At 70.7% G+C, this 25,153-nt stretch carries 29 protein-coding genes and 1 riboswitch; of the genes, 14 read left to right on the top strand and 15 right to left on the bottom strand.

The window, feature by feature from the left end:
* Nucleotides 1-324: 324 nt before the first annotated feature.
* The 3 genes from BTM25_RS30665 to BTM25_RS08520 form a co-directional block, all read right to left on the bottom strand.
* Complete coding sequence (locus BTM25_RS30665; protein WP_268877644.1) at nucleotides 325-453, bottom strand: hypothetical protein; 129 nt, start codon at nucleotides 451-453, stop codon at nucleotides 325-327.
* A gap of 178 nt (nucleotides 454-631) precedes the next feature.
* Nucleotides 632-769: a hypothetical protein gene (locus BTM25_RS29570; RefSeq protein WP_168212057.1), complete on the bottom strand. Its 138-nt coding sequence runs from the start codon at nucleotides 767-769 to the stop codon at nucleotides 632-634.
* An 85-nt stretch (nucleotides 770-854) separates the two neighbouring features.
* On the bottom strand, nucleotides 855-1,799 hold the full coding sequence (locus BTM25_RS08520; protein ID WP_103562145.1) for a hypothetical protein: 945 nt from the start codon (nucleotides 1,797-1,799) through the stop codon (nucleotides 855-857).
* Nucleotides 1,800-2,051: 252 nt separating this feature from the next.
* Between BTM25_RS08520 and BTM25_RS30900 the strand changes: the two genes are divergently transcribed.
* Complete coding sequence (locus BTM25_RS30900; protein WP_407923378.1) at nucleotides 2,052-2,156, top strand: hypothetical protein; 105 nt, start codon at nucleotides 2,052-2,054, stop codon at nucleotides 2,154-2,156.
* Between the two features lie 431 nt (nucleotides 2,157-2,587).
* Here BTM25_RS30900 and BTM25_RS08530 read toward each other — a convergent pair whose 3' ends face one another.
* On the bottom strand, nucleotides 2,588-3,103 hold the full coding sequence (locus BTM25_RS08530; RefSeq protein WP_103562146.1) for a hypothetical protein: 516 nt from the start codon (nucleotides 3,101-3,103) through the stop codon (nucleotides 2,588-2,590).
* A 1,903-nt stretch (nucleotides 3,104-5,006) separates the two neighbouring features.
* On the opposite strand from BTM25_RS08530, the gene BTM25_RS08535 reads away from it, so the two are divergent.
* Nucleotides 5,007-5,462: an SRPBCC family protein gene (locus BTM25_RS08535; protein ID WP_168212058.1), complete on the top strand. Its 456-nt coding sequence runs from the start codon at nucleotides 5,007-5,009 to the stop codon at nucleotides 5,460-5,462.
* Nucleotides 5,463-5,987: 525 nt separating this feature from the next.
* On the opposite strand, the gene BTM25_RS08540 is transcribed toward BTM25_RS08535, so the two are convergent.
* Nucleotides 5,988-6,836 (bottom strand): CbtA family protein, encoded by an 849-nt coding sequence (locus BTM25_RS08540; RefSeq protein ID WP_103562148.1) that lies wholly within the window; start codon nucleotides 6,834-6,836, stop codon nucleotides 5,988-5,990.
* A 34-nt stretch (nucleotides 6,837-6,870) separates the two neighbouring features.
* Entirely contained in the window at nucleotides 6,871-7,095 is a 225-nt protein-coding gene (locus BTM25_RS08545) for a CbtB domain-containing protein (RefSeq protein ID WP_103562149.1), read from the bottom strand.
* Nucleotides 7,096-7,129: 34 nt separating this feature from the next.
* Nucleotides 7,130-7,284, bottom strand: a riboswitch (cobalamin riboswitch).
* Between the two features lie 23 nt (nucleotides 7,285-7,307).
* Between BTM25_RS08545 and BTM25_RS08550 the strand changes: the two genes are divergently transcribed.
* Nucleotides 7,308-7,883 (top strand): histidine phosphatase family protein, encoded by a 576-nt coding sequence (locus BTM25_RS08550; protein WP_103562150.1) that lies wholly within the window; start codon nucleotides 7,308-7,310, stop codon nucleotides 7,881-7,883.
* Here the strand turns inward: BTM25_RS08550 and BTM25_RS08555 are convergent, their stop codons facing one another.
* On the bottom strand, nucleotides 7,884-8,519 hold the full coding sequence (locus BTM25_RS08555) for a TetR/AcrR family transcriptional regulator (protein WP_205647998.1): 636 nt from the start codon (nucleotides 8,517-8,519) through the stop codon (nucleotides 7,884-7,886). It lies immediately after the preceding gene.
* Nucleotides 8,520-8,631: 112 nt separating this feature from the next.
* Between BTM25_RS08555 and BTM25_RS08560 the strand changes: the two genes are divergently transcribed.
* Nucleotides 8,632-9,663 carry a medium chain dehydrogenase/reductase family protein gene (locus BTM25_RS08560; protein WP_103562152.1) on the top strand — a complete coding sequence of 344 codons (1,032 nt, stop codon included), beginning with the start codon at nucleotides 8,632-8,634 and terminating at the stop codon, nucleotides 9,661-9,663.
* Complete coding sequence (locus tag BTM25_RS08565) at nucleotides 9,660-10,283, top strand: SRPBCC family protein (protein WP_235828299.1); 624 nt, start codon at nucleotides 9,660-9,662, stop codon at nucleotides 10,281-10,283. Before BTM25_RS08560 ends, BTM25_RS08565 begins: the two co-directional genes overlap by 4 nt.
* Nucleotides 10,284-10,419: 136 nt before the next feature.
* Here BTM25_RS08565 and BTM25_RS08570 read toward each other — a convergent pair whose 3' ends face one another.
* Entirely contained in the window at nucleotides 10,420-11,163 is a 744-nt protein-coding gene (locus tag BTM25_RS08570; RefSeq protein ID WP_205647999.1) for an MBL fold metallo-hydrolase, read from the bottom strand.
* 112 nt (nucleotides 11,164-11,275) lie between these two features.
* On the opposite strand from BTM25_RS08570, the gene BTM25_RS08575 reads away from it, so the two are divergent.
* Nucleotides 11,276-12,436, top strand: a complete 1,161-nt coding sequence (locus BTM25_RS08575; RefSeq protein WP_103562154.1) for an FAD-dependent oxidoreductase — start codon at nucleotides 11,276-11,278, stop codon at nucleotides 12,434-12,436.
* Nucleotides 12,437-12,677: 241 nt separating this feature from the next.
* On the opposite strand, the gene BTM25_RS29575 is transcribed toward BTM25_RS08575, so the two are convergent.
* A complete protein-coding gene (locus BTM25_RS29575) occupies nucleotides 12,678-12,848 on the bottom strand; it encodes a Clp protease/crotonase-like domain-containing protein (RefSeq protein WP_168212059.1) in 171 nt (56 codons plus the stop codon).
* Between the two features lie 191 nt (nucleotides 12,849-13,039).
* Nucleotides 13,040-13,216: a hypothetical protein gene (locus BTM25_RS29580; protein WP_168212060.1), complete on the bottom strand. Its 177-nt coding sequence runs from the start codon at nucleotides 13,214-13,216 to the stop codon at nucleotides 13,040-13,042.
* A gap of 412 nt (nucleotides 13,217-13,628) precedes the next feature.
* Here BTM25_RS29580 and BTM25_RS08580 point away from each other — a divergent pair, with 412 nt between their 5' ends.
* Nucleotides 13,629-14,207, top strand: a complete 579-nt coding sequence (locus tag BTM25_RS08580) for an ArsR family transcriptional regulator (protein WP_146059006.1) — start codon at nucleotides 13,629-13,631, stop codon at nucleotides 14,205-14,207.
* Here BTM25_RS08580 and BTM25_RS08585 read toward each other — a convergent pair.
* On the bottom strand, nucleotides 14,170-14,571 hold the full coding sequence (locus BTM25_RS08585) for a hypothetical protein (protein WP_146059007.1): 402 nt from the start codon (nucleotides 14,569-14,571) through the stop codon (nucleotides 14,170-14,172). The genes BTM25_RS08580 and BTM25_RS08585 overlap by 38 nt on opposite strands.
* Nucleotides 14,572-15,309: 738 nt before the next feature.
* On the opposite strand from BTM25_RS08585, the gene BTM25_RS08590 reads away from it, so the two are divergent.
* The 6 genes from BTM25_RS08590 to BTM25_RS08615 all read left to right on the top strand — a co-directional run bounded on the left by BTM25_RS08590 (nucleotide 15,310) and on the right by BTM25_RS08615 (nucleotide 21,321).
* Entirely contained in the window at nucleotides 15,310-16,155 is an 846-nt protein-coding gene (locus BTM25_RS08590; RefSeq protein WP_103562157.1) for a fumarylacetoacetate hydrolase family protein, read from the top strand.
* An 11-nt stretch (nucleotides 16,156-16,166) separates the two neighbouring features.
* Nucleotides 16,167-17,087: a VOC family protein gene (locus BTM25_RS08595; RefSeq protein WP_103562158.1), complete on the top strand. Its 921-nt coding sequence runs from the start codon at nucleotides 16,167-16,169 to the stop codon at nucleotides 17,085-17,087.
* Nucleotides 17,084-17,848: a CoA transferase subunit A gene (locus BTM25_RS08600; RefSeq protein WP_235828300.1), complete on the top strand. Its 765-nt coding sequence runs from the start codon at nucleotides 17,084-17,086 to the stop codon at nucleotides 17,846-17,848. Before BTM25_RS08595 ends, BTM25_RS08600 begins: the two co-directional genes overlap by 4 nt.
* Entirely contained in the window at nucleotides 17,848-18,519 is a 672-nt protein-coding gene (locus tag BTM25_RS08605; protein ID WP_103562160.1) for a 3-oxoacid CoA-transferase subunit B, read from the top strand. The genes BTM25_RS08600 and BTM25_RS08605 overlap by 1 nt, the downstream gene beginning before the upstream one ends.
* The gene (locus BTM25_RS08610) at nucleotides 18,516-20,042 is read left to right on the top strand and encodes an FAD-dependent monooxygenase (protein ID WP_103562161.1); all 1,527 of its coding nucleotides are present in this window, start codon (nucleotides 18,516-18,518) and stop codon (nucleotides 20,040-20,042) included. Before BTM25_RS08605 ends, BTM25_RS08610 begins: the two co-directional genes overlap by 4 nt.
* Before the next feature lie 67 nt (nucleotides 20,043-20,109).
* Nucleotides 20,110-21,321: an MFS transporter gene (locus BTM25_RS08615; RefSeq protein WP_168212061.1), complete on the top strand. Its 1,212-nt coding sequence runs from the start codon at nucleotides 20,110-20,112 to the stop codon at nucleotides 21,319-21,321.
* Nucleotides 21,322-21,342: 21 nt separating this feature from the next.
* On the opposite strand, the gene BTM25_RS08620 is transcribed toward BTM25_RS08615, so the two are convergent.
* Nucleotides 21,343-22,401: a quinone oxidoreductase family protein gene (locus BTM25_RS08620; protein WP_168212062.1), complete on the bottom strand. Its 1,059-nt coding sequence runs from the start codon at nucleotides 22,399-22,401 to the stop codon at nucleotides 21,343-21,345.
* Between the two features lie 263 nt (nucleotides 22,402-22,664).
* Entirely contained in the window at nucleotides 22,665-23,225 is a 561-nt protein-coding gene (locus BTM25_RS08625; protein WP_103562164.1) for a PadR family transcriptional regulator, read from the bottom strand.
* A gap of 151 nt (nucleotides 23,226-23,376) precedes the next feature.
* On the opposite strand from BTM25_RS08625, the gene BTM25_RS08630 reads away from it, so the two are divergent.
* Nucleotides 23,377-23,763, top strand: coding sequence for a nuclear transport factor 2 family protein (locus BTM25_RS08630; protein ID WP_103562165.1), 387 nt, complete (start codon nucleotides 23,377-23,379; stop codon nucleotides 23,761-23,763).
* Nucleotides 23,764-24,102: 339 nt separating this feature from the next.
* Here BTM25_RS08630 and BTM25_RS08635 read toward each other — a convergent pair whose 3' ends face one another.
* Nucleotides 24,103-24,645 (bottom strand): FAD-dependent oxidoreductase, encoded by a 543-nt coding sequence (locus tag BTM25_RS08635; RefSeq protein ID WP_103562166.1) that lies wholly within the window; start codon nucleotides 24,643-24,645, stop codon nucleotides 24,103-24,105.
* Between the two features lie 64 nt (nucleotides 24,646-24,709).
* Nucleotides 24,710-25,066 carry a hypothetical protein gene (locus BTM25_RS08640; RefSeq protein WP_103562167.1) on the bottom strand — a complete coding sequence of 119 codons (357 nt, stop codon included), beginning with the start codon at nucleotides 25,064-25,066 and terminating at the stop codon, nucleotides 24,710-24,712.
* Between the last annotated feature and the right edge of the window lie 87 nt (nucleotides 25,067-25,153).

The following is a 25,153-nucleotide window of genomic DNA, read 5'->3' on the forward strand; positions in this document are numbered from 1 at the left end:
GCAACCAGTTGCAGCGCGGGCAGGTGATGGCGGGTGATGTTCCGGCGCACGCAACCGGCGATCTCACCCGCAACTAGCGCCCGGGCTGGTCCTGGACACCCCCGACAAGCGCACCGGGTCCAACGCCATCACAGCTCTGGCCGCATTGGCCGCACTGGCCTTGCCTGTCGGCCTACTGGCAGTCGACCGCGCTGACATCGACGGAAACTTGGCCTGGGCGGAGACGGCGGTGGTGTCGATCCCGACGTCACCGTTCCAGTGCCGCAGTTGCCTGCGGGCGTGGGCGCTGTGTACGGGCGCCAGGACCAGCGCGGTGACGATGGTCTACAGCAGGTCGCGGCGCTTCTGGTGGCGGGGGTGGTGGTCTCCCCAGGCGGTGGCCACCCGGTCGGCAGCCGGTTGGGACAGGCGGCGGCGTCCGTCGGCGCGGGCCGGGTCGGTCAGACTGATCAACGGTCGAAGGTCCGATAGAGCCGGCGCGATAGAGTCACCAGCGCCCGCGCTTGGCCACCGTTGGTGTCATCGTCATCGGGGAGACCGAGGAGGGCGCGGGCGGTGGGGCTGAGGCTGAAGGCCAAGAGTCGGGCCACCTCGGCGAGGGCGGGTTTGCGGATTTAGTGGCCGGCCAGCATCACGCTGGCCGGAACGGTGCGGACCGGGAGTCCGGCTGGGCCGGGCTGTCCGGAGGTTCGGCCTCGGCCAGCGCGGGGACACCGCTCTCGTCGAACAGTCCGATGAACTGGGTGACTTTGAAGTCGGGGATGCGCATCGGCGCATCGGTGACCGGTCGCGGTCGGCATGATGGCCGATTCGATCCCGCCGAAGCGCATCCCCGACTCCGCCCAGGGCTGGGATCACCGGTGGCCGCGGAGCAGCCGGGTCGCGGTCTTCTCGTCCAGGGGCGGGACGAATTGCTGATAACGGCCCAGCGCCGAGGTGGAAACCCCGGCTGCTTTGGCGACCACTTCCGAGTCGATCCGCGCGCTCAGCAGCTCGACGATCCAGGTGGTCCGCAGCCGTCTGGCCGACATCGCGGGCAGGTCTCCGGTCGGATTGTGCCGGTGGCACCAGGAACCGATCAGGTTCTTGGAATGGACCGTCTTGCGCCCAGGCCGAAATAGGTAATGGTCACCGGCTGTTGCTGCGGCTTCGGCAAGTTGCTCTTCCCAGCCCGCACGCGCGACCACCAGGCGCTGCAGCCCAGGCGAGACGATCTTCACTGTTCCCTGTTTCAGGACCTGGACGTGCGGGCCTTGGACGGTGGTCAGCTCACCGGGAGCCAACCCGCAACCGGCGGCCATAGCGAGCATCGCCTGCGCGTCCAACCTTGCGCGCCGGGGCAGATGCGCCGCCCAGTCCCGAAGGGCGGCCAGCTCACCGGGCTCATACGGTGGAGTGGTCCTGCGTGGTGCTCTCAGCGGCGGCGGCTCGGACTCACCGCGCTGCGCCCAGGTCAGCCCGGCCCGAATCTGGCGCAGGCAGGCTCGATAGGTCCGCACCGACCCTGGCGCCAGATCCGGGCACCCGGTCAACATGAACTCATCGATCGTTTCGTGTCGCAACCAGACCTCCGGGTCGCACGGTATGCCCCGCCGCATGGCCCAGACCGCGAGCTTGCCCGTAGCGTGCAGGAGCAGCTCGACGTCGTAGTCAGTCATCGGCGCCACAGCGGCCACCACCGCTTGCGCCGTGTCGCCGACCTGCTCCCACTCCGGCCCCGCGTCCGGCGGGCGGTAACCATCGATCTTTTCCGAGGTCTCCGGATCGAGAGTCGCGGACCACTTGTAGTGGCTGGTCAAGCAGCCGTCAGCCGATCTGTCGACTTGGACTGAGAGGAGGACGTCGCGATGGCGGGAGGACGGGCCCTTCGGGCCCCGCGGGATCTGGCCCGCGACCCTGATCAGTGGCCCGAGGCGGACCTGACCGGCCTGGGCGGCGGTCCGGCTGGCGAACTCGTCGCCGCGGAGGCTGTCCAGCACATTGCCTGAGAGTTGAAGACCGCGATCATCGAACAGTGCTCGACGCTGCGCGGTGTGGCCGCCGCTTCCGGGGTGCACCGACAGGTCATCGCTGACTTGCTCGTCGGGGGCTCCTGGCCCGACGTGGCCACCATCGCCCGCCTCCGGCACGCCCTCGGGCGGCGCCTGTGGCCCTGACAAGGCCGCCGACGGACACCGTCGATGAACCCCCTGGCTGCGTGATGAGCTCACTCGATCGCTCGGTGGATCATTGGCGCGCATCGATCTGATGGCACGCTCCAGCACACGTGAAACAGCGGATGATTCCGCTATCGACCTTTCGGGCATCGCCGACTTCTTCCTCGCCCGCCTTATGCTCAGATGGTCACAGCAATGACTACTGACAGGCGGCAAGCGGTTACGGCTCGACGCCCCCGAGGCACATGCGCGTGCGCTAGCCTCGGAAGACGTGAGCACTCCGGACATGGAGATGGCTTGGGCTGCTCGCGCACCCGCGGTGCCGCCGAGGTGCTAGCTCGGCGGCACCGCACCAACCGGTCCCGTCGCTCGACATCGAGTTGGATGTCGAGCCGCCGCACGGAGCGTGGGCGCGCGGACCGGATGCTTGATCAGATTTCGGCTACTCCTCCCACGACGTGGCTGTTGACCCCGGCGGCGATGGAGAATTGGCCCGGGTTTTGCTCGTTCAACCAGCCGTTGGCGACGAGCCGTTTGAGCCTGGTCCGCATCCCCTCCACCCGCTTATGTTCGTCCGAATCACCCACAGCCAGTGCGATCTCTTTGGCCCGCATAGGTCGTCCCACCTCGGCGAGCAGAACCACCACCCGCTGGTTCGTTCCCGACAACGGGCGCCGGTCCTCCCGCTTGGTGTTCGGAGCAGATTCGCCCCCGTTCCCCAGTGTGCCGGACGTCCAAATGCTGCCTGGCCTCTCGTCCCTGCTCTGCCGGGCCGGATCCTCTGGCCGCAGGGCCAGTGCCGTGTGCCGGGTGATCGCCAGCCGGGCCAGCCGGTCCTCGGCCTCCTTCACCTGTGACTGCAGCGACTCCACCTGTGCCTTCAGCGACTCCAGCCGCCCTTGCTCCGCGGCCTCCTCCTGCTCTAGCCGCTCGAACAGCCACTCCACCTGCGCCTCCCCTGATCAGCAGGCCCTGCTGACATATCGAGCCCCCCACGATCAGATGACCCTCCGGATGTCTACGGGCACTCTAAGTGAAGAAGGCGTCGCCTGGCAGTCACATCGCAACAACTTCAGTCGTGGCGCTGCCAGTCGCCGACTAGAACGACGCAACTCGCCACCAAACGAGCACTCCGACACGCACACCCCCATGTGAACTGCATGACCGCAAAAATGCACGCAGGAACTGCAAGGCGGCTGCATCGCCGTCAGTCGCCGCTGCAGAGAGGTCATAACCAATGATCGCCAAGGCGCCGATGGCGTAGAGTGGATGGTGTATCCATCCGGCTAGATGTGTACGGTCGCCCACCGAGTCCGATTAGCGCCACGTCGCTTCAAGTGTCTGGCAGGTGGCAAGTCCAAAGATTTGCGAGACTCACATACGACAAGCTGTCACGATGATCACCCGTCCGTCGGATATGTTGGGTCGACGGGATCCGGAAAGTACCCTCGTCGTCCAAAAAGTAGGCTTATCCGCCCAGTAGGGCGCTCACCACCGAATTGCTCGCGACGGTGCGGAACTCACCTCCGCCCTGGATGACGAACAAGCGCGAACCAACGTGCGCAGGCCCACCATGCCGTTGCTCCCCAAGCGCTTGCCGATTCGACGTTCGCGACCCTCGGTGACCAGGCACGGGAGCTTGCTGCCAGCCTCTGCGGGACCCGCGACCCCGTCACGGCCCACGACGGCCCGACGCCCGAAGCGGCCTGCCGGTCGATCGGCAACGCCAGGACGATGCTGGAGCGCCTGATAATTCGGCTCGACGAGCCGCAGGGCGGACTAGCATTCGGCGAACTGGACAAATGGACCAGCAAGCACCGCGTATCTGCGTGAAGAAGACCGGTGCCTCACCGTTGATACCGCGTCCTTCCGACTGGTCGCCGACCAACTCGAGGCCTGCCAGCTTGGCCGGGCGACATGTGCCGTCTTCGACCAGCGCTGCGCCGAAGGCATCGAATCGGTCGTCCAATGTTCTCCGAGCTGGGCCGGGTGATCGTCTCTTCCGGTGGCACATTCGGTACCTCCGTAGCGACGACGCGTATGCCCAACACGCCGCCGAACACATGCCGCGGCAAGACCCACGCGAGACCGAACACCGACCCCACCGCGACCGCGAAGCAATCACTCTCAACAGCACGATCCTCCGCCCACTGTGCGCTCAAGACTTCAGTTTATTCGAGAATGGGAAACGATCTCGCCACCGGCGGGAAACGATCAATGCACCGACCTCTCCACTGTAGGTCAGCCCCGCTCGTGAACACTCCACGAGTCGGGCCATCGTGGCCGGCGCAGGTGCGCCGATCACGATGGCCTACAGTGTTTTTTGGGAGGGCGCCCCCCGAACTCCCCGGTGTAGGGCACTGCCCTGCACCTTCCGGTATCGACTTTCGTAGTGATGGCCGCGAGTGAGGAATCGGGGCCAAGCCTTCCGCTTTTTCTGACTGGTCGCCGTGGCTCGGGGCGACGGGTTCGTGCCGTGCCGTCCGTCTTGGCTGGCGCCTATCGGCGGCGGGCCGCGGTGCTGTGGGCGCGGGGATTTTCACTGGGCTTTCGTAGCGTTCATCGTGGACGGTCATGACGTCGTCATCGGGTTCGGTGTTCGGGCCGGTCGGCGGCTAGCGCCGCTGATCCGCCTTCTGCGAGCGCCGATGGCGGCACTGAATTCGTCGTCATCGCGGATCCGCGCGATTCTCGCTGCGCCTCGCAGTTGGGCCTTCTGCGCCCATGCGCCCTGGCGCGGGTCGGGCCGGTTTCGTTGTCAACGACCTGTCTACTGCCGGGACGGCCGAGCTGCTTGGCTCGGAGGTCCCGGCCGGAGGCTCCGGCCCGGACGCGGGACGGGAGACGCTGATGCGGCGCGACGGTTATGAGATCCGGCGGACGATCGAGGCGGACCCGGACTTGGTGTTCGGGCTGCTGGCGGACGCGCCCTCGTGGTCGTCCTGGGCACGGCCGCTCATCATGACGTCACGCTGGTCGAAGGACGGCGTCGCGGGCGGTGTGGGAGCCGTTCGGATCACGGGCATGTGGCCGTTCCTGATCCGCGAGGAGATCACCGAGCAGGAGCGGCCGTCGCGGTTGTCCTATCGGTACATCGGTCGGCTGATCCCGGTCAAGGATTACCAGGCGACCATCGCTCTGGAACCCGTGGCGGACGGCACCACCGGCTTGACCTGGTCGGCGTCCTTCACCACTGCGGTCCCCGGACCGGGCGTGCGATGGGGCATCGAGGCTACCGTCCGCCTCTTGATCGCACTCTTGGTCCGCGAGGCGACCAGAAGCGAACGGAGCTCCACCGGCACCTGATCGATGCCGCCCAGTGGCTGCCTGCGATGAGTGCGCTGCTGGTCTCCCACCAGGGCGAGAGCGGCGAGCGGGGGCCTCTTTCTCGGGCCGTCCGGGCGGGAGGCTGGCCCGCGCGGGCCAGCCTCCCGCCGGCATGTGTTAGCCGCCCAGGCGCTTTGCGGGTGTCGACGACCTGGCCGAACAGCTTCCAACGGTCACCGGTGAAGCGCACGAGCTGGGGTGATTCGATGGGTAGCCGTCCTGTGGCGTCCGGGCCGCCATCCTGTCCGCCTGACGGCCCGACCGGAGGCCTCTTCGCCGACGGTAAGCCCTTGGTCTGACGCCGCGCCCGCCGGTCACGATCCGCTGAGCGCCCTGCGCTCGCTCCGGTGAAGTGAGAACCCGCAAGGCAGAACCGGCGGTTGCCCGCCCGCACTGAACCAGCCTGCTAACTACGTGCCGTTTCATGGCGAGCCAACGGGGCCGTGCAGCGCGTTGAGGATGCGGCGCACGAGCGAACCCTGTCGGTTCTCACGGGGCGGCGGGTCAGACGGTGGCGGGTGCCGCGTTCGTGTCCGGACGCGGGCCGAGCAGGCGTTCGGCGAGCGGCGCGAAACACAGCCCGATCGTCCCCCACAGAACGGCCTGCGCTGCAACCGAGAAGAAGCGGAAGGCGAACAGGGTGTCGGCGGGGAAGCCGGGGTAGACGATGCGTCCTTGCGCGTCTCGCAGGGGCAGCGGTGTCTCGGTGGCGTGATGTCCGTACGCCTCGACGTTCGCACTGAGCTCGCCGAAGGACGGCAGGACGAGCATCACCGCGCCGAGAACCACCGCGCAGGCCAGGACGGCGAGCAGCGTGGCGTTCCACGTGCCGAAGCGGGCCTGGAGCCGCTGCCCGAGCCACGCCCCGGCCACCAGGACGACGATCGAGATCCCGACCATCAGCAGGTAGAGCCCGCTGCGCTCCCGGATCGTGTCCTCGTGACCGATGGCCGGGGGATTGGCGGGGTACTTGGCGAACGGGATCAGGTACAGGGCGAGGAAACCGCCCCCGGCGACCAGCAGTGCGAGCGTCCGCGGCCGGACCTTGCCCGTGCGTCCGCAGGCCAGCGCATAAGCGACGGCGTACAGCGCGCCCATGGCGATACCGAACGCGATGATGCCCACGCCGATGCCGACGTTGCCCTGGAAGGCGCGGCTGAATGGTTCGGCGTGCTCGTGCTCGACGGCCAGTCCGGCTGCCTTGTCGAGCGCGGACTGGGCGGTGTGGCGGCCGCTCTCGTAGTCGATCGCCTTCTGGATCTGCGGCTCGGCGAAGATCCGGGCGAACAGAAACGCCAGCAGCCCGCCGATCGCGCCCACGGCCATGCCGCGGACGATGAAGTGCCGTTCCACGGCCTACTCCTTCAGTTGTGTCCGGTGCCGTGGATCAGTGGCAGGGGAAACCGAGGAAGTGCCGCGCGTCGTGGACAAACTCGTGCACGTGCGTGTCGTTGCCGAACACCGAGGTGGCGCCCTGGTCGATGCCGATGAAGTAGTACAGCGCCACACCGAGCAGAACGGTGCCGAACAGCCACAGGGCGGCGCGCGTGCCGCCGAGGACGACGGGGGTGGAGCCGGTGCGCGCACCGTCAAGGGTGGTGGACGTGCTCATGTGGGGCCTCCCGGGGATCCTGCGTCCCACGCTCGATGGACCGTTTGCGATGGCGGAGGTCTGACTCTCCGGTCCCGGGACGGGACGGATCACAGTGGCGCGACCGTGCCGGATTTCCACCGACTTCCCCTACCATCTACCGTCGTGACCTTAAGCTCCGCGCGTCGAACCGTCAATGAAAGGCTGTTCACGTCCGTCTCGGTCACCGGGCGGTGACGGTCCGGCTTTTCCTCGTCGCGCACGCGCCGACGGAGGCGACCCGCTCCGCCCGCTTCCCGGACGACGAACCGCTCACCGCGCACGGCCTGGCCGCAGCCCGCGAACGCCGTGGCGCGCTCCGGCGGATCGACGTCGCCTACCGGGGTCCCGAGGCCCGCTGCCGCGCGACCGCGCAGGCACTCGGCCTGGACGCGGCCACCGACCCGCTTCTCGCGGACGTGGACGTCGCCGGATGGCGCGGCCGTACGCTGTCCGAACTGGAGACCGAGGATCCGGCGGGCCTGGTCGCGTGGATGTCGGACCCGGACGCTTCTCCCCACGGCGGTGAGCCGCTGTCCCGGGCGATGGCGCGCATGGCGACGTGGTTGGAGCGTCTGCCGGCGGGTTCGCTGCGGGTTGCGGCCGTCACGCATCCCGCGTTGATCCGCGCCGCCGTCCTGCACGTGCTGGCCGCGCCGCCCGGCGGGTTCTGGCGGATCGACACGGAGCCGCTGTCGCTGACCGTCCTGTCCCGCGACGGCGGCCGGTGGAGGCTGCGCGAGACCGGGCATCCGCTTGCGGCCGGGTAGTCAGTCGGCCAAGACGTCCGCGAGTTCGGCCGCGTAGAGCTGCGCCGGGTCGAAGCCCATTCCGGTGAATTGACCGGCGACTTCCAGGGACAGGACGCCGTGCATCCGTGTCCAGAAGCTCAGCGCCTTGTGCAGCACGGCGGGCGGCGCCGGGTGGTCGCCCGCCCAGGCGCGGTGGTCGGCCAGGTGCGCGTCGAGCGGCGTCGCCGGCGGGTCCAGCGTCATGCAGGCGTCGAGCAGGAGCGCCATCGTCTCGGACGCGATGAGGGTGATGTCGTCCGGCGCGTGGTAGCCGGGGACGGGCGTGCCGTAGATGAGCAGGTACCGCTGCGGGTCCTCCAGCGCCCAGGCGCGCAGGGCGTGCGCCAGTCCGGCGAGGTCGGCGCCCGCTTCGGCCGCTGATCCGAGCGTGTCGGCGAGGCTGCGGTAGGCGTCCCGGACGAGGTCGGTGATCAGCTCGTCGCGGCCCGAGTAGTAGCGGTAGAGCGCGGGCCCGCTCATCCCCATCCGCTTGGCGATCGCGTTGAGCGAAAGTGCCGACGCGCCCGTCGTGGCGATCTGCTCCCGCGCGTGCCCCTTGATCTCGGCGCGGACCTGGGCGCGATAGCGCTCGCGCGGCGTGGCTGTACCCGCCATGACCACCTCCCCGACTCCAGTTAGAAGGTATCACGAACGCTATTGACACTCATCCAAGCGTCCGGTTATAACTTCTAACGAAAGCATGAGCCTCTAGGTACAGGAGATCGCCGTGAACACCGAAGAACTGGTCGAGGTCGTCCTGCCGGGCCGGGTCGAACCGGACGGCCTGCAGATCCGCCACGGGACCGTCCCCGCCGCCGGGCCCGGCCGCGTGGTGATCCGGATGGAGGCGACCGGCGTCTCCTTCGCCGAGCAGCAGATGCGCCGGGGCCGCTACTACGACCAGCCGCCGTTCCCGTTCGTCCCCGGCTACGACCTCGTCGGGACGGTCTTGGCCGTCGGCGCGGGCGTCGCACCGGACCTGGTCGGCGCCCGGGTCGCCGCGCTGGTCAAGGTCGGCGGCTGGGCCAGCCACGTCGTGGTCGACGCGGCGGACGTCGTGCCGGTCCCGGACGGCGTCGGCGCAGCGGAGGCGGAGGCGCTGGTCGTCAACGGCATCACCGCGTGGCAGATGCTGCATCGAAAGGCGCGTGTCCGCGCCGGGCAGACGATTCTCGTGCACGGTGCCAGCGGCGGTGTCGGTTCGGTGCTCGTCCAACTCGCTCGTGCCGCCGGCGTGACGGTGATCGGTACGGCGTCGGCCCGTCACCACGCGGCGCTGCGGGACCAGGACGTCGTCCCGGTCGACTACCGCGCCGACGACGTCGCCGCACGGGTCCGCGAACTCGCCCCGGGCGGGGTGGACGCCGTCTTCGACCACGTCGGCGGCCCCGGCATCGTGGACTCGTGGCGTCTGCTCGCCCCGGGGGGCACGCTCGTCTCCTACGGCACCGCCTCGACCCGGGACGACCGGGGATCCAAGCGGTGGCCCGTTCTCAAGCTGCTCGCCCGGATCTGGCTGTGGCAGACCCTGCCCAACCGGCGCCGCGCCTATTTCTTCAACGTCTGGGCGGGACGGGCACTGGCCGCGAACCGGTTCCGCGCCCGGCTCCGCTCCGACCTCGCGCAGGTCTTCGCCGCCCTCCAGCGCGGCGACATCACCGTCCGGATCGCCGCGCGGCTGCCCCTCGAACGCGCCGCCGACGCGCTGCGGCTGGCCGAGTCCGGAACCGTCGCGGGGAAGGTCGTGCTGGTCCCGTGACCCGTCGTGAGAACATGCCCGGTATCCGCCTGGGCCTCGCCGCGCTCGTCCTGACCGGCGGCGTGGCGCTCAGCGTCCCGGCCGCTCAAGCCGCCTCGCACGATGGCACGTCGCAGTGCCGAGGCGAGGGCACCGAGGCCGCCGCACTCATCCGCTACCGATCCGACATCCTCATCAAGGCTCCGCTGCCTGCCGTCTTCGCGCTGCAGACCGACGTCGAGCGCTGGCCGACGTGGCAGGAACCCGTCCTCAGCGCGCAACGCCTCGACCCCGGGACCCTGCGGCGCGGCTCGCGGTTCCGCTGGACGACCCCGGCACCGCCCACACCGACGACGCCCGCCACGACCCTGACGATCACCTCGACCGTCCGGCAGCTCCGCCACGACGCCTGCGTCCTGTGGAGCGGCCCCGCGATCGGCGACGGCGTGCGCATCGACCGCGGCGTCCACCTGTGGAGGTTCACGAAGGTTCCCGGTGGCGTGCGCGTCCACACCGAGGAGACCTGGACCGGCGACCAGGTCGAGGCCGACGTCCCCAAGGCGACCGAGATTCTCGGCACGGGCCTAGAACACTGGTTGCAAGACCTCAAGACCAAAGCCGAGGCTCAACGCCACGTATGAGGCGCACGACCCGGCGACACAGCGCCGCGCCTGAGTGCAGCAGGACGAGGCGGCGTGACGCGCCTCGGCCCGGCCTGGCTCGGTCTGCTGAGTTCCGGCGCGGGCTTGCCGCGCCGCTGGTGCGGAGGGCGCGCGGTCAAGCGCGGAGGTCGGCGATGGCGGCCTGGAGTGAGCCATGGTGGACCGGGCCGTGGCCGGGGAGCACCGTGTCGGCGTCAAGGCGCTCCAGTGCGGCGAGAGCCGCGACGATCTCGCCGTCGTCGCCGTGGTTGAACCACGGCGCGATCAACTGGGGACCGCGGCGCCGTGAGACGGCGTGCCCGGTGATGAGGCTGTCGCCCGTCGCCACCGCTCCGGCGGACGGGATGAAGTACGCGGTGTGTCCCGACGTGTGGCCGGGAGTCGGGACGGGGACGGGTGCGCCGGGCAGGTCCAGCGCGCCGGCGGTCGCGAACGGCAGGGCGTGCGGTGCGGCGACGTCGCGCGTCGCGCCGGCGCGCAGGATCCGGAGCGCCCACGGCAGGACGCCGGGCCGGTGAAGCTGGGCGAGCAGTTTGCCCGGCGTGAGCTGCTGGAGGTATTCGCGGCGCGCGTGCGGGACCTCGGCTGCGGCGAGGTGGACGGGCGTCCCGAAGCGGGCATGGAACGGGTTCACCGCACCGAGGTGGTCGACGTGCGCGTGCGTGACCAGGATGGCCCGGACGTCCTCGGGCCGGTGCCCCACCGCGCGGATGGACGCCACGACGGCGGCGAGGTCCCCCGGATAACCGCCGTCGATGAGGGTGAGGTCACGGCCGTCGCGCAGCAGGACCCAGTTGACGTCCGTGCCGGTCCCGAGGAAGACGTTCTCGGCCGCCTGCACCGGGGGGTCGTAGCTCACTGGTTCTCCTCAGGTTCGGGGGCGCCGCAGGCATCGTCCGCGATGGACGGGCCGGCGAACAACTCGGCGAGAACCGTGTCACAGGCTCGGCCGGTGCCGCGTCCTTGTCGGCATGACGAACCACATCACCATCATCGGCGGCGGGCTAGCGGGCCTGACCGCGTCCATCGCCTGCGCGGAGGCCGGCGCGCCCGTCCGGTTGTACGAGGCGCACCGCACGCTCGGCGGACGCGGCCGGGCGACGTCCAAGCCCTATGTGGCGCACGACGGCGCCCACGTCTTCTACGCCGACGGTCCGCATTACCGGTGGCTGGCCGAGCGCGGTTTCGTGGCTGGGCTGGGCTGGCCGTCCCCGGCCGCGTTCGCGCGGACGCGGTTCCGCGTCGACGGCCGTCTGCGCCGCGTGCCGCCCGTCCGGATGCTGCGCGCGCAGTCCCACCGGTGGCTGACGGCGCCGGTCGACGTGGACTTCCGCACCTGGGCGTCGGACCGCTGGGGCGAGGCCACCGCGCGGCACATGGCGAACGCGATCAGCGTCGTCACCTACGACGCCGACACCGGACGGCTGTCCGCCGCGTTCGTCTGGGACCTGTTCCAGCGGGTGCTCGGACCGCGAAGGCCCGCCGTCCGCTGGGTGCGCGGCGGCTGGCAGACCGTCGTGGACCGCATGGCGGCCCGCGCAGCCGAACTGGGCGTGGAGATCGAGACGGGCGCCCGCGTCGACGCGCCGCCCGCGGACGGCCCGGTGATCGTCGCGACGGACCTGGCCTCGGCCGCCCGCCTTCTGGACGACACGAGCCTGACCTGGACGAGCGGCCACGCCGCCCTGCTCGATGTCGCGGTGCGCTCCCACCGGCGCGACCGCACGCTGGCGTTCGACCTCGACGAGGGCGGATTCCACGAGAGCTACACGATGCAGGACGACTCCATCGCGCCGCGGGGCGAGTCCCTCTACCAGCTCCAGATGCCGATCCGGGACGGCGAGGCGCACGCGCGGGCCCACGAGCGGCTGCGTGCGTTCGCCGACCGGCTCCTGCCCGGTTGGACGGACCGCGTCACCTTCCAGCGCACCGCCGTGGCCCGGGGCCGCACAGGTGCGCTCGACCTGCCCGGACGGACGTGGCGGGACCGTCCGGCCATCGAGCGCGCCGACGGCATCTACCTCATCGGGGACATGGTCGCCGCGCCCGGGATGCGCGGCGAGATTTCGGTGAACAGCGCGCTCATGGCCGCCGATCTGGAGACGCGCGCCCGCGCACGGACGGTCCGGTAGGCGCCAGGGCGTCCCGGAGCGCGTCGTGCAGAGACGGCGACGCGAGGGCAGCGAACGGCCGGGACCGCTCAGGGTCGATGACGTAGTCGTGCTCGTTGCCGCTGGCCAGGCAGCCAGCCGCGCTCCAGCGCGTGCTCCGTGGTCGGCGCGGGTTCGTTCAGCAGCCGATCGAAGGCGGCCAGCGGTGGGTCCGGTGACCGACCGTCGCGGCGGCTGCGGCCCGGAACGACTGCGCCGCCCGTTAGGCGACCCGCTTAAGCTCGCGGATCACCCGGGGCGGACGGGACGCCAGGCGCTCGGCGGCCTCCAACGGCCGCACATCCAGCTCGCAGAGCAGGACGAGCCGGTGGACGAGCCCGAGATCGGTCGCCTTGCGCGGCGTGAGCGGACGGTCGTCGAGCAGGAGTTCCACCGCGCGAGACGCCGAGCACGTAGAGGGCGCGCCGGGTGCCCGGTCCGGCCAGCATGCCGAGCGCTCTCAGGGAAGCCGATCGCGTATGTCCCCTCGGCGGCGACACCGACTTGGCAGGCCAGCCCGAACACCCGGCCGAGGACGAGGGAGATGCCGGGGATCGCGGCGACGAAGAATTTTGGCCGTCCGGTTCACCCGGCGGAACGACGCGTACAGGTGGGCGCGAGCAGCAGGCCCTGCAGCGCAGTGGTCCGGATCGTCCGGTCCACGGGCCGCAGCCGGGTCAACGCGTGCCCGAGCACGACGCAGGCGGCCGGATAGGGGAGCCGGACGGGCGCCAGACACAGCGCGTCCAGGGCGTCGGGCACGTGCAGGTTCGGGAACGCCGTGCCCCTGACCTGTGAAGACGATCGCTCGAACCGATGCGTCGCAGATCAGACTCCGCGTGAGGTCGTCTAGCTCGACGTTCGTCCGCTCGTCGAAGGATTGGTGCGGCGGGTTGTTGAAGCACACCAGCAGCACGCGCCCGTGCCGCCGGACCGGCGGCCGGGGGTCGCCGGGATCGGATCGCAGAGGAATCATGGCCGCGGCCGGCACATAAGTTTTTGAAGTATGTGAATACCTTCTTTCAGTGATACTCCGGGCGGCGCGGCCTGGCGCGCCGGACTTATGACCAGTTCTGCGGGATCGCCCGCACGCTCGACGTCGCGGGAGAATGCTGGACGCTGCTGATCGTGCGTGAACTCATGTCGGGTCCAAAAGGCTATTCTGGCCCGGCCGGTGCTTAACGGCACCGGGACGAGCGTGCTCGCCGGGCGCGTCAGGCAATTAAAGGCCGACGGCGTCGTCGTCCGGCGGCACCTGGCACCGCCCGCCGCGTCCCCCGTCTACGAACTGGCCCCGGCCGGGGACGAGCTGGCGAGGATGCCGCTCGCGCGGCCGGGTGCGCGGCACCACACCGGCGACGGCCGCGCCCCGGCCGACGTCTTCCGGGCGGAATGGGCGCTGGCGCCCTTCGTCCACCTCCTTCCGGCCGAGGTGGTGCGCGGGATCGACGCCGTCCGTGAGTTCCGCATCGACGGCAACACGGCGCATTTGCGCATCGGCGACGGCGGCGACGGCGGCGACGGCGACGGCGACGGCGCCGTCGGTCCCGAGTCGGCGGACGGACGCGCCGACGCCGCGATCCGATCCGACGTCGCGCCGTTCGCCAGCCTCGTCGGCGGCTGGCTCGCCTTCGGCGAGGCACTCGCGGCCGGCCGCGCCCGGGCCGAGGGAGGGGACGCCGTGCAGGCGGCGCTGATCGCTCTGCTATGGCCTGTCATCGAGGCGGACGGTTGGGCGTCGCGGGGCGGGTGATCACCGCCACCACGACCAGTAGCGCGGTCGTCAAAACCGCCGGGCCGGCGGTGGCGGGGTCGGGCGGACGCAGGGGAACGAACGTGACCCAGGCGATGAGGAGGAGTTGCGCGACGGCTGAGCCGAAGCGGAGGCGGGGGAGCAGCAGGCCGATCCCGGTGGCGACCTCGCCGACGGCGGACGCGTAGTACACCCAGATCGGGTGGTCGTGCCGGTAGACGTGCATCGCCCAGTCCCAGCCGTAGAGCTTGCGCGCCCCGGCGAGCAGGAAGAACACGCCGAGCGCGCTGCTGGCGAGCGCGGCGGTCAGCTGGACATGTCGCCTCGCACGCAGGGACGGCGCGTCCCGTACTTGTCCTTTCATATTGCCTGAGTCTCCCTTCTGTTTCGATTGTTCGCTGATGTTCGGAACGCTCGTTTTTGGTGCTGTTCAATTGTCAGCTTAATGGACAAGTGGGCGGTCCTGTCCGCTGCCGCAGGCATTGTATCCGTGGTGGGATTCGAAGAGTTCGGGTTGGATGCGAAGTGTGTTATTTCGCGAATATGAGTTGCAAAAGTGGCATTTATGGCCCCGCGGCACGAGTGCGATGACAGGAGTCCTGCATGTCGTGTATGCTGTCCTGAAAAACAAGACTCATCTGGTCGGGGTTGTGTCGCGGGCATGGATCGGCCGTGTTCGACGATGGGAGGCCGCGAGGTCGTGTGCTACTCGCGGTGTTTCAGGGGGCTGCGAAAGCGGCCAGGTGCGGAGTGTGACTGAGTCCGGCCGGCTCGCGTAGGCCGCTGCAATGACAGCTCGTCGCAATGCTTGCGTGCGCGTCCGGGCTGAGTGGCGCACTGGGCGCCCGTGGTCGGCGTTATCGGCGGGCGACGTGCACCGCGGTCCCTTGTTCGGCTGTCGCGGGCCGGGCCTCGGCGACGGTCGCCCGTTCGGCGCATCCAGGGGCGCCGGGACGGCCGGTCGCCGGGGTCCGCCGACGTGTGACGCCCTGGCTGGAGCTAACCAACTCATTCAATATGACGATTACTGGACGAGCTCTTGACGTCTACCCGAGGTCGCGCGCACAATCAACCTATTCATCATGCTTGATTGGAGTCAGGGATGCGCATCGCCAACCTCGCCGGCCGTCTCGTCCTGGTCGACCAGGGACGGGCGGTGGATGTGGAGCACGCCAGCGGAGGGCGCTTCGGCTCCGATCCCCAGGCCGTCTACACCGACTGGGACGCCTTCACGCGGTGGGCGGCGACCGCCGAGCTGCCGCGCGGCGCGGAGTTCGATCAGGCCGCGCTCGCCGCGCCGGTGCCCGCGCCGCGCCAGATCGTGGCGGTCGGCCTCAACTACCGCGACCACGCCGCCGAGTCGGGCTTCTCGGCGCCCGAGGGCCTGCCCCCGGTGTTCACCAAGTTCGTGACGTCGCTGTCGGGACCGGTCACCGAGGTCACGCTGCCCCCGGACGGTCACACCGACTGGGAGGTCGAACTGGTCGCCGTCATCGGGAAGACCGCGTCCAACGTCGCCGAGGACCGGGCGTGGGACCACATCGCCGGCCTGACCGTCGGACAGGACATCAGCGAGCGCGTCTCCCAGCTCGCCGGTCCGGCCCCGCAGTTCAGCCTCGGCAAGTCGTTCCCCGGCTTCGCGCCGACCGGGCCGTGGGTCGTCACCCCCGACGAGTTCGCCGACCGCGACGACCTGGAACTCGGCGCCGCGATCAACGGCGAGGAGGTCCAGAAGGGCCGCACCCGCGACCTCATCTTCCCGATCCCGACGCTGATCGCGCGGCTGTCGGCGATCGTGACGCTGCTGCCCGGCGACCTGCTGTTCACCGGCACCCCCGCCGGAGTTGGCCTGGGCCGCAGCCCGCAGCGCTGGCTGGCGCCCGGCGACGAACTCGTCAGCCATGTCGCGGGCATCGGCGAACTCCGCCAGACGTTCGTCACGGCCTGACAGGAGGAACGATGGCTCTGCACCGCCTCAGTTCCATCACCATCGGGGTACCGAACGTCGCGGAGACCGCCGGGTACTACGCCGAGTTCGGCCTGGCCGCCGGTGACAACGGCTGGTTCGCGACGCGCGACGGCGGGGACCAGCTCCGCGTCGTCCCGGCCGCGACCCGCCGCCTGGTCGAACTCCGCGTCGGCGTGGACGACCGCGACGACCTCGACCGCGCCGCCGCGCGCCTGCGCGGTCTCGGCGTCGCCGTGACGTCGGACGACCGCACGCTCACGGCCCGCGAGGAGGCCACCGGAGTCCGGGCCGTCCTGGACGTCGAGCCCCGCAACGTCCAGCCGGAGATTCCCGCGACCCGGTACAACGGGCCGGGCCGCATCGAGCGTGCGGGCGTACGGGCCCCGGGCATTCTCCGGACGGACCCGGTCCGGCCGCGCAAGCTCGGCCACGCCGTCGTCGGCACGACCGACTTCGCGGCCACGACCGTGTTCTTCCGCGACGGCCTCGGGTTCAGGACGAGCGACCAGATCAAGGACGCGGGCGTCTTCCTGCGCTGCTCCACCGACCACCACAACCTGCTGGTGCTCGCCGCGCCCGTCGGCTTCCTGCACCACACGTCCTGGCAGGTGGACGACATCGACGACGTGGGACGCGGCGCCTCGGCGATGCTCGACGGCCACCCCGAGCGGCACGTGTGGGGGCTGGGCCGCCACCACGCCGGGTCGAACTTCTTCTGGTACCTCAAGGACCCGGCGGGCAACTTCGCCGAGTACTACTCCGACATGGACACGATCCTGGAGGACCAGCTCTGGACGCCCGAGGTCCTGGAGGGCGCCAAAGGCCTGTTCAACTGGGGTCCGCCGCCCCCGCCGTCCTTCCTGCGCCCCGACGACCTGGCCGCGCTGATGACCGGGGCGCACAGCCGATGACGATGGACAAGACGATCGGATCGGCCGCCGAGGCGGTCGCGGACATCGGCGACGGCGCGAGCCTCGCGGTCGGCGGGTTCGGGCTGTGCGGCATCCCCGAGACGCTGATCCGGGCCGTGCACGCGTCGGGCGCCGCGGATCTGCGCGTGGTGTCGAACAACTGCGGCGTGGACGATCGCGGGCTCGGGACCCTGCTCGGGGCGGGCCGTATCGCCCGCGTGACCGGCTCCTACGTGGGGGAGAACAAGGAGTTCGCCCGCCAGTACCTCGCCGGGGAACTCGAAGTGGAACTCGTCCCGCAGGGGACGCTCGCCGAACGGCTCCGCGCGGGCGGCGTCGGCGTCCCGGCGTTCTACACGCCCGCTGGCGTCGGCACCCAGATCGGCGACGGCGGACTGCCCTGGCGGTACGGGCCGGACGGATCGGTCGCCGTCGCGTCCCCGCCCAAGGAGGTCCGCGTGTTCGACGGCCGCGACCACGTCCTGGAGACCGCCATCGTGTGCGACTTCGCGCTGGTCCGCGCCGAGCGCGGCGACCGGTACGGGAACCTGGCGTTCGCCCGGTCGGCGCGCAACTTCAACCCGGTCGCGGGGATGGCCGGGCGCGTCACGATCGCCGAGGTCGAGCACTTCGTGGACGCGCTCGACCCCGACGAGGTCCACCTGCCGGGCGTCTTCGTGCAGCGCGTGCTGCCGCTCACTCCCGAGCAGGCGGCGGACAAGCCCATCGAACGCCGCACGGTCGCCGGGAGGACGTCCTGATGCCCTGGACGCGCGAGGAAATGGCGGCCCGCGCCGCCGCCGAGCTGGCCGACGGCACCTACGTCAACCTCGGCATCGGCCTGCCGACGCTCGTTCCCGGCCACCTTCCGTCCGGCGTGGAGGTCGTGCTGCACTCCGAGAACGGGATCCTCGGCACCGGCCCCTACCCCGGCGAGACCGAGGTCGACCCGGACCTGATCAACGCGGGCAAGGAGACCGTGACCGTCCTGCCGGGCGCGTCCTTCTTCGACTCCGCGCTGTCGTTCGGGATGATCCGCGGCGGCCACATCGACACGGCCGTCCTCGGCGGGATGCAGGTCTCGGCGGGCGGGGACCTGGCGAACTGGACCGTTCCCGGAAAGATGATCAAAGGCATGGGCGGGGCGATGGACCTGGTCCACGGCGCCCGGCGGGTCATCGTCCTGATGGAGCACCGGGACCGCGCGGGGAATCCCAAGGTCGTGGCCGAGTGCTCCCTGCCGCTCACCGGACGGGCGTGCGTGCACCGGATCATCACCGACCTCGGCGTCCTGGACGTCACGGCGGACGGCTTCGCACTGGTCGAGACCGCGCCCGGCGTCACCGTGGACGAGCTGCTGGCCGCCACCGCCGCGCCCGTGGCGGTTCAAGGCGCGTCGGCACGGCCACAGACGACGAGTGGAGAAGCATGAACGAGCACGTTCCGGTCCTGGTGGCCGGTGGCGGGCCGGTGGGCATGGCGACGGCGCTGGAACTGGCCCACCACGGGGTCCCCGCGCTGGTCGTCGAGCCGCGCGCGGAAGTGTCGTGGCTGCGGCCCCGCGCCAAGACGACGTCGGCGCGCACGATGGAGCTGTTCCGCCGGTGGGGGATCGCCGACCGGGTCCGGGCGCGGGCGGCACTGCCCGTCTCCTGGTCCGACCAGGCCGTGTTCGCCACCGCGCTGCTCGGCCGGGAGATCACCAGGTTCCACGGCTGCTTCGGCCTCGACCTGGCCGGCGACGACCGGGCCGCCGAGCCGGGGCAGCAGATCGGCCAGCCCGCGATCGAGCAGGTACTGCGCGAGACGATCGCCGCGTCCCCGCACGCGCGGTTGGAGACGGGCTGGTCCCTGGTCTCGCTCGCCGAGGACGCGGACGGCGTCACGGCCGTCCTGTCCGGGCCCGACGGTGCGGCGCGCGAGATCCGCGCGGACTACGTCGTCGGCGCGGACGGAGCCTGGAGCAAGGTCCGCGCGGCCATCGGCGTCGTCTACGAGGGCAGTGCGGACGAGCGGCCCAACTTCAACATCGTGTTCCGTGCGCCCGGCCTCGCCGACCGCGTCCCGCACGGACCGGCCGTCCACTACTGGGTGCTCAACGCGGAACAGCCCGGCCTCGTCGGACGGCTCGACTTGAACGACCTGTGGTGGTGCATCGCGCAGGGCGTCACCCGAGAGGAAGGAGAGGCGGACCCGCTGAGGTTCGTTCGCGCTCTGGTCGGCGACGACATCGACGCCGAGATCGTCGCGACCGACCCGTGGACGGCCAAGATGCTGCTCGCCCAACGGTACGGGACGCGCCGCGTCTTCCTCGCGGGCGATGCCGCGCACCTGAACCCACCGTGGGGCGGGCACGGCTTCAACACCGGGATCGGCGACGCGGTCAACCTCGGCTGGAAGCTCGCCGCCGTCCGGAACGGCTGGGCGCCCGCCGCGCTGCTCGCGAGCTACGAGGCCGAACGCAGGCCGATCGCCGCGCGGACGATCGACGAGGCCGCCCGCAACATGGCGACGCTGGCGCCCGAACTGGCCGACCCGCGCCTGACCGGCACGGACGCCGAGTTCGCCGCCGCCCGCCCCGCCGTCGCCCGCGCCGTGCAGACGTCCAAGGACGGCGAGTTCCACAGCCTCGACCTCGTCCTCGGCTACACCTACCAGGGCTCGCCGCTGGTCGCCGGACCGGCCGGCGGACGGCTCGCGCACGCGTGGCTCAGCGCGGGGGAGTCCCTGTTCGACCGGCTCGGCCGGGAATTTACGCTGGTCGGAGACATGGGGCGGCCGGAGGTCGCGGAGTTCGCGAAGGTCGCGGACGACGAGGGCGTCCCGCTGGAACTGCTCCACCATCCGTCGGCGGGCCTCGCGCTCGTCCGGCCCGACCAGCACGTCGCCTGGGCCGCCGGGACGCCGGGCACCGCGCGGCAGATCCTGCGCCGCGCGATCGGTCATCCGGAGTAGCCGCTCTCGTCCCGGCCCCGCTTCGCCCACCCAGTTCCGAAGCGGGGCCTCGCCCAAGGAGGTCTCCGTGACCGCGACCCTCACCCGTCCCGCGACGCGGCGGCGGCAGGCGGGTGTACTCGTCCTGGCGTGCCTCGTCCTGCTCGTGGACGGCTACGACCTCTTCGCGCTCGGCACGATCGGGCCGAGCCTGCTGCACGACCGGTCCTGGGGCGCGTCGCCGTCCACCCTCGGGACGCTCGGCAGCGTGACGGCGCTCGGCATGCCGTTCGGCTCCGTTCTCGCGGGCTGGGCGGCCGACCGCCGGGGCCGCCGCCTGCCGATGACCGTCGCCGCGGCGTGGATCTCACTGTCGATGCTGGGCGCCGCGCTCGCGTCCGACCTCGTCCAGCTCGGCGCCGCGCGGTTCTGCACCGGCATCGGGATCGGCGCGCTCGCGCCGCTCGTGTCGGCGCTCGTCGCCGATACGGCCCCGGCCGGGCGCCGCACGCTCCATCTCGCGGTCGCCCTGGGCTCGATCGGCGTCGGCGGGACCGCCTCGGCGCTCCTCGGCCGGATCCTGCTGCCCGGCAGCCCGTTCCAGACACTGTTCTGGATCGGTGTCCTACCCGTCGTGCTGATCCCGCTGATCTGGCGGATGGTGCCGTCCGGGGCGCTGCGCCCGTCCGCGCAAGTGCCCGTCGCGGCGCAGGCCGCTGAACTGTTCACGCGCACGACCGCGCGCGGGACCGTCCTGCTTTGGATCGCCACGTTCATGAGCATGGCGCTCGTCTACAGCACGACGGCGTGGCTCCCGACGGTCATGATGAAGAACGGCTACAACCTCGGCTCGTCGCTGGAGTTCCTGACCGCGTTCACCATTGGAGCGAGCCTCGGCGGGCTGCTGGTCGCGCTACTCGCCGACCGCGGGCATCTGAAGGCCGTCACGGCCGGGACGTTCGCGCTCGCCGCGGTGGCGCTGCTCGCGCTCAGCTCCAACCAGCCCCGGCCCGTCCTGCTGGTGGTGTCGGCGCTGGCCGGACTCGGTTCGCTGGGCTGCCAGAACATGATCATCGCGTGCATGTCGGCGTTCTACCGGCCGCACCTGCGCGGCACCGCGCTCGGCGTCGGCCTCGGCGTCGGACGGCTGGGCGCGATCGTCGGCCCGTCTTACGTGTCGGCGGCCACCGCGCTGGTCGTCTCACCGCGCGCAGGGTTCGTCGCGTTCATGATCCCGGCCGTGCTGGGCGCGGCCGTGGTCACGTTGCTGCCCCGCACGCTCGCCCCGGCACCGGAGTAGGGGACCCGGCACCGCGGGCGTTCACGGCACCAGCATGATCTTGCCGACGTGGGCGCCCGCGTCCAAGGCGGCGTGCGCGGCGGCGGCCTCAGACAGCGGGTAGCGCGCGCCGATCACGGGAGCGATCTGCCCGCGCGCCACGAAGTCCAGGACGAGTTCCTGCTCTCGCCGGGTGGACGCGCGCGTGCCGAGGACGTCGAGATGCTTGGAGAAGATGTCGTTGATGTGCAGCTCGACGGTCCGGCCCCCCATGATCGCCGAGAGCACGATGCGCCCGCCGAGCCGCGCCGCCTCGATCGCCAGCGGGACCATCGGCCCGCCGACGTTGTCCAGAACGACGTCGACCCCGGTGCCGCCGGTGTGCGCTCGTATCTGCGCGACGGCGTCGGTGTCCTTGTAGTTGACGACGACGTCCGCGCCCGCGTCCAGCACCGCTTGGGCCTTGTCCGGCGTTCCGGTGAGGCCGATGATCAGCCGTGCCCCGGCCATCCGCGCGAGCTGGAGCCCGGCCGTGCCCATGCCACCCGACGCCCCGGTGACGAGGACCGTGTCGCCAGGTTGGACGCGGGCACGCGCGTTGACCATGTGCAGGACCGTCCCGTAGGACCACAGGACGCAGGCGAGCGTCTCGAACTCCACGCCGTCCGGCGCCCTCAGCAGGCCGTGCTCGGGCGCGGTCACGTACTCGGCGTAGCCGCCGAATCGCTGGTGGCCGGGCAGTTCGGTGTTCTCGCACAGGTTGTCGTCGCCGCGTCGGCATGCGGTGCACTGGCCGCATGCTGGGCAAGTCATCACCACGACGCGGTCGCCGACGGCGAAGGACGTCACGCCATCGCCGACAGCGGCGACCTCACCCGCCGCCTCGCGGCCGAGCTGGAACGGCAGCGGCAGCGACGCCACACCGGGCCGGGGCCGGACGACGCCTTTGCGGAAACCGGCGTCCCACCAGTTGACCGAGGTGGCCCGGACCCGGACGAGCACCTCCCCGGGAGCCGGATCGGGGATCGGGACCTGCTCGACCTTCAACACCTCGGGCCCGCCGTGCTCGTAGATGCGGACGGCCGTCATCGCACCACTCATCGTTGCTCCTGAATTTCGAGACGGTAGTCCTGTCATTAAGGATGCTTGCATCGTTGTTCGAAGGCAAGAGTGGAGAAGCCCAGTCGCCACGGCCGCCCGGCGGGGGACGTGCGACTCGTCGGCGCCTCGCCGGGTGCACTCCGCCCGCGCCGCTCCCGAAGAGGCGTGCGCCTCGGCTGAGCCTGTCGAGCCCTGGGCTCGGCCTGTGAAGCCTTAGCCCGACTGGGCGGTTCGGGTGTGGCCTGCGGCCGTCCCGGCGCGGGTCAAGAAGTGGGGTCGCGCTGTGCGAGTACGCCGAGGACGTACTCGCACCAACGGATGTTCTCCTGCTCGAACGCGATGCCGCGCGCGAGCGTCAGGTAGTGGCCGACGCGACCCGCCGCGGCGAGGTAGTCCGCCTCAGTCCGGCCCGCGAGGAGATGGTCGCGCAACCGCTCGTAGCGCTTCAGCTTCCGCTCAGCGACGGACTGCTTCTTCCGAACGGCCTCCCGCACCGCCGCCGCGTCGCCGTGCTCGACCGCCTGCACCTGGACGAGCAGCTCGTCTCGGACGGCGGTCGGCTTCGGCGCGCGGGCCGTGAACTCGGCCAGCGCGGCGCGGCCCGCCTCGGTGATCGAGAACAGCCGCTTGTTGGGCCGGCGTTCCTGCTCGACCACGCGGGCCGCGACCAGCCCCTGGCCCTCCATCCGGTCCAGCTCGCGGTAGAGCTGCTGCGGTGTCGCAGTCCAGAAGTTGGCGACCGAGGAGTCGAAGACTTTGGCCAGGTCGTAGCCGGACGACTCCCCCTCCAGGAGCGTCGCGAGGATCGCGTTCCGCAGCGCCATGCCGCCAAGCCTAGCCATCGGGCCCTACCTAGTCGAAAAGTTGATTAATCACTTCTCTGGACAGTGGACGACCCGAGTTCTACGCTCGGCCGCAGGTTAGTCAACTAATTGACTAGGAGGCGCAAGACATATTGACTAGGAGGCGCAAGACATGACGACCTTCACTGAGGCCGTGCTTGCTCAGGACATCGACGCGATCGAAGCGATGCTCGCCGAGGACGTGGTGTTCACGAGTCCCGTGGCTTTCCGGCCGTACCAGGGCAAAGCGATCACGGCCGCGATCCTGCGGGGAGTCGTCCGCCTCTTCGAGGACTTCCGCTACGTACGCGAGATCCGCGAGGGCCGGCACCATGCCTGCGAGTTCCAGGCCACCGTGGACGGCCTGGAGATCAACGGCTGTGACTTCCTCACCTACGACGACAACGGCAAGATCATCGACTTCAAGGTCATGGTCCGTCCGCTCAAGGCCGCCACCGCGCTCGCCGCCCGGATGGGCGAGCAGTTCGAGCGCATCAAGGCCGAGGCGACGGGACGGTAGGACGCGATGTCGCCCGGCGCGGCGCACAAGGCGACCGACCGAACCAGGCGCGGCGTCGGCGAGCGCGCCGGGTTGCGCCGCCGGGCCAAGCGGTGCGCCGACCAGCCTGGCCGTGACCAGACTGAGAAGTCGCAGCGGGGGACATGCGTGGGGACGGCCTATTGGTGCGGCTCGTTTTCCGCTGCCGTCCGGTACGGACGGCCTGGCGCGGGATGGTCACGGAAGAACCGGCCGTCGCGTCGCCGACGAAAGGTGGAACGCCGTGACCAGCCCCACCACGTGCGGCCGCAGCAAGCCGGAGCCCGCACCTGCTGACGGCGCGAGAAGCGAACCCGGTGGTCAGGTGGCCAGCGGCACGGGTCCTCCTCGAGCGGGTTGCCGTCGTAGAGCCAGCCGAACGACACGTCCGACTCGCGGTGGTGCCGCCGGAACGCGTCGTCGCGCCGCCGCTGAGCGGGACCGTCGGGTAGGCGGAAGAGCGCGGTTGTTGAGCGCGCCGGTCTGTAGCACGCCAGCGTGCGCAGCACAGCGGTCGCTGTTTCCCGCGAGCGCGTCGGCCACCGTCAGCTCGCCCCGGACGGCCTTGGCGATCTGCTCGGCGAGGACCAGCCCGTCCTCGATCGACTGTGACGCGCCCTGCGGGACGTAGGGGAGTATCGCGTGGCAGGAGTCACCGAGAAGCGCGACGTGGCCGTGGTGCCAGGCCGGGAACGGTGTCCGGTGGTTCAGCGCCCACGCGGCGACCCGGTCATCGGAGTAGCCGAGGAACCGGGTGAGCCGCTCGTCCCGGCTCTCGTAGTGGGTCCGCATCCGGGCGGCGGGCGCGTGCTCGCGGACGTCGTCGTCGCTCGGGGCGATGGCGACGACGTTGACGAACTCCATCCCGCGCGGCGCCCGCCCGCAACGCGTCGGGCAACGGAACGTTCCGCGCCGCCACACCGCACGTTCACCATCGTCGATCCGGACGGCGGGCACCAGCAACGCCTGGTCCCGGCCGCCCGTCCGTCAGCAGGCGGACGAGGGCGGCGTCGAGCTGGCGTGCCGCCGCAGCCGTGTCGGCGTCCAGAGCCTTCCGCCGCCGCTCGGCCGTCGGGGACTCAACGTCGGACGGCACATCGAAGATGCAGGTGAACTGCCCGGCTGTGATCTCCGGCATCGGCCGCTTCTCGCGCCCGATCGTGGACGGGACGGACAGGTCGCCGCCGAACGCGGTGAACGCGGCGATGAACGAGCCGATGGACGTACCGACGATCAGATCGGCGTCGCCGAGGCCGGTTCCGGCCCGCCGGAGCCCGAGAATCACCCCGGCGGCTTACAGCGGACCGGTGGCGATCCCCGCACCGACGACCCAAGGTCCGAGACATGCCGAAACACTCTTGGCGCGCACTAC

Source organism: Actinomadura rubteroloni, from assembly GCF_002911665.1.
In the GTDB taxonomy this organism is placed as follows: domain Bacteria; phylum Actinomycetota; class Actinomycetes; order Streptosporangiales; family Streptosporangiaceae; genus Spirillospora; species Spirillospora rubteroloni.